The 3,242-nt window shown below is 64.9% G+C and carries 1 protein-coding gene; it reads right to left on the reverse strand.

All coding sequences use genetic code 11. From position 1 onward, the window contains the following. Nucleotides 1-279 precede the first annotated feature (279 nt). Complete coding sequence (locus PV772_RS22790; protein ID WP_347887674.1) at nt 280-2,886, reverse strand: AMP-binding protein; 2,607 nt, start codon at nt 2,884-2,886, stop codon at nt 280-282. Nucleotides 2,887-3,242 lie beyond the last annotated feature (356 nt).

Raw genomic sequence — 3,242 nt, forward strand, 5'->3', positions numbered from 1 at the left:
CCGCCCCCATAGAACGAGATGATGATGAAGGCGAGCACCACGTAGAGGGCCGTGGGGGGGGGGGCCGCCCCCCCCCCCCCCCCCGCCTCTATTTGCCTTGTGCGCCGCCGCGGTCGACCGCGGCGCAGGCAGCAGGACGGCCTCTTAGATGTCTGGCTGCCTCCTTCACGGCGGATCAGGGCTGGTTGTTGGCGGTCTGATCGGTTGGCTGATCAATGCCGGCGTGTCTGAGACCCCGCATCCCTCTGCGTATAAGAACAAGCGTGACAACCGTCCTTGTTACAGCTGCTGCTTGCTGCGGTTGCGGAACCACTGGAAGGTGCTGGTGCACCGGTTGCAGAAAATCCAGTAGGCGATGCCGGCGGCCAGCGACCCGGCCACTGCGAGGGGCCTGTTGATATCTGCCAGGGGCGGGTAGACGAGCCAGTGTACGAGGTAGATGTGCATGGAGGCGCTGGCCAGGATGGCGGCGGGCCGGGTCAGGACTCGCGGTACGGGGAGGGTGGGCAGCCAGGTGAGCAGCAGGATCCCGGCCATCATCGTGGCTTCCCGAGGGTTGTCTTCGAAGAAGCCCGGGACGGTTATGACCGTCAGCGCGGCGACCAGGCAGCGCTGCAGGAGGGTGCGCGAGCGTGCCACGACCCAGCCCAGGGCGAAGAGCCATAGTGCCGGGATGGTGTGCGGCACGTCCGGTTCCACGATCTCGTAGCGGGTGAGGAGCCCGGCGCCGAACAGTATCAGCGGGTAGAGGAACGGGTAGCGGCGTTCGGTGCGGTTGATCCAGGGGACGGCGAGCAGCGCTGACATGGCCAGGAGGATGTAGACAATGTCTTCGATAAACCAGAAATGCCATTGGGTGGTGACTTCCACGGGGCCGAGGATGGCGTTGAGGAGCACAATGTTGGCCAGGCTGTAGCGGTCGGTGACCAGGAACGCGAACGCGATAAACGCCATCGCGGGCACCACGATCCGCCCAATGCTGACGAGCTGGCGTCGAAGGCGGGGCATTCCTTGCCCGGACAGCTGGAAGCGGGCGAAGTTGTACCCCGCGGCCGCGATCAGCACATGGGCCATACCCTGCCACTCGAAAAGCCCGATGTGTGTGCTGACGATGAAGATGATGCCAACAGCGCGAAGGGCGATGCTCGTATCAATCGGCGCCACCGTCCGCTTGATGCCGGACCGGCGGGGCTGGCTTTCGGGTTTCGGCGCGGGTTGGAGTCTGCCGATGGGTGTGAGATGCCAGTCGGGGGGCAGGTGGCCCAGTACCTGTTCCAGCCGGACGGAGGCGGCCACGAAGGAGAGGGAGTCGCCGCCGAGCGAGACGAACGTCTCGGTGTCCTTGACTTCGGAGACCTCGAGGACATCCATGAATATCTGCTTCACCGTGAGGGTGTTCGCAGTGCTGCTTCGGGCCTCGTTGGACAGTCCCGTTGATGCCGGGTCGTTGGTCTCCGCCACGGTTCGCCCTGCGGCGGCCACATCGGGAAGCGCTTTGGCCGCCTTCGTCATCTCGGCAGACAGGGCGGTGACTGCGGGGTAATCAAGTTTGCCGCTGCCCAGACGGGGCAGTTCCTTGACAGCAACGAGGGTCAGGGCGGAGCGCGGCAGCCCCACGCCCTGAGCGAGTACCTTGGACAGAAGCTGGGTGTCCTGCTCACCCTCAACGGCTACGACCAGGCGGTCGTCGGTGCCGGTGCTGGCCGCGGCCACCCCGAGGTCGGCAAGCATGCGTTCGACCTGTCCCAGATCAACGCGCAGGCCCACGATCTTGACGAACCGGCTGCGCCGCCCCACAACTTGGTACAGGCCCGCGGCGTTCTTCCGCGCCAGGTCGCCGGTGCGCAGTTCGGTGATGGTTCGGCCCCGGGACAGGTCCTCGGGGGTTTCTGCGTAGCCGAGCATCACGTTCGGCCCGGTGTACACCAGCTCACCGTCGTGGAGGCCTTCGACGGGGTCGATGCGGAAGGAACCACCCGGCACGGGCAGTCCGATGGCTTCCGGATGGTCGGCGGCAAGGTGCGGGGGCAGGTAGGCCATCCGGGCCGTCGCCTCGGTCTGCCCGTACATGACGAACAGGTCCCAACCCTGCGCGCTGCCCAGTTGTGCGTAGCGGCGCACCTGGTCGGGGGCAAGGCGCCCGCCGGCCTGGGTGATGTAGCGCAGTTCCGGCAGATCCATGTCGCCGAAACCGACCCCTTCAAGAAGTTCGAATGTGTAGGGAACGGCGGCGAAGGATGTGCAGTGCTGCTGCCGGATCAGTTCCCAGAAACAAGGGTCGACGACGGACAGTCCGGTCAGCACCAGCGTGGCGCCTCGTGACAGGTGGCTGTTGATCACCGAGAGCCCGTAGCAGTAGGACATCGGCAAGGTGGTGGCGGCCCGGTCCCCGGCTGTGATGCCCAGGTACGAGGCAATCGATTCGGCATTCGCCTGGAGGTTGCGTTGGGAAAGACGCACCAGCTTCGGCGAACCTGTCGATCCCGAAGTACTCAGGAGCAGGGCAAGGTCCGGGTGCAGCTCGTGCCGGCTACCCTGATGCCGCTCCACCAGTGCGATTTCCCCATTGGCAGGACGGATGACGACGTCAGGATCGTAGGCTGCCACCAGTGAGTCCAAGGCCGTGGGTTTGTCTTCGGGAAGAAGGATCAACGGGTGTCCGCCGGCCAGGGCGGCCAGATACGCCACAAGTGATTCGATATTGTTTGACGCCGCAAGGGCCACCAGCCGCCGTTCTGTGCCAAGTCGTCGGGCGAAGGCCTCAACCCGTTCGGCCAATTCGTTGTAGGTCAGGGTCACCCGGTCGGTGATGATGGCAGGGGTATCTCCGTAGTCCGCCAGCCCCCAAGCGAAAGGCACCCCCGCGAGTTCGAGCTGCGTGGTCATTTCCCAAAGCTTATTAGGGTAGCCTCCCCTAAGCACAATCGGCGTTGCAAAGAGGTCCGGGAATGCCTGCGACGCCCGGGTTGGCGGAGGTTGTGGCAGTGGAACAACCATGCTGCATGACCAGCCGATGCCTTGTGTCGGCGCTTCGCAAATTTCCTCCCACAATCCATCCGCTGCTTGCCCTTCGGGTTGCCCCGGCTCCGTCGGGCACAGCTCCGCGATGCTCTGCCAGCAGGCAAAAAACGCCCGGGGGAGAGGGGAAGCTGGCCGGTCACCAAAGCCGCCCCGCTCACCGGATCCTCAGCAAAGGACGAGAGAAACCATGAACGATCGCATTGCACGCGCCGCCCTGACCC

The sequence above is a fragment of the Pseudarthrobacter sp. CC12 genome (assembly GCF_039907755.1).
GTDB lineage: Bacteria > Actinomycetota > Actinomycetes > Actinomycetales > Micrococcaceae > Arthrobacter > Arthrobacter niigatensis.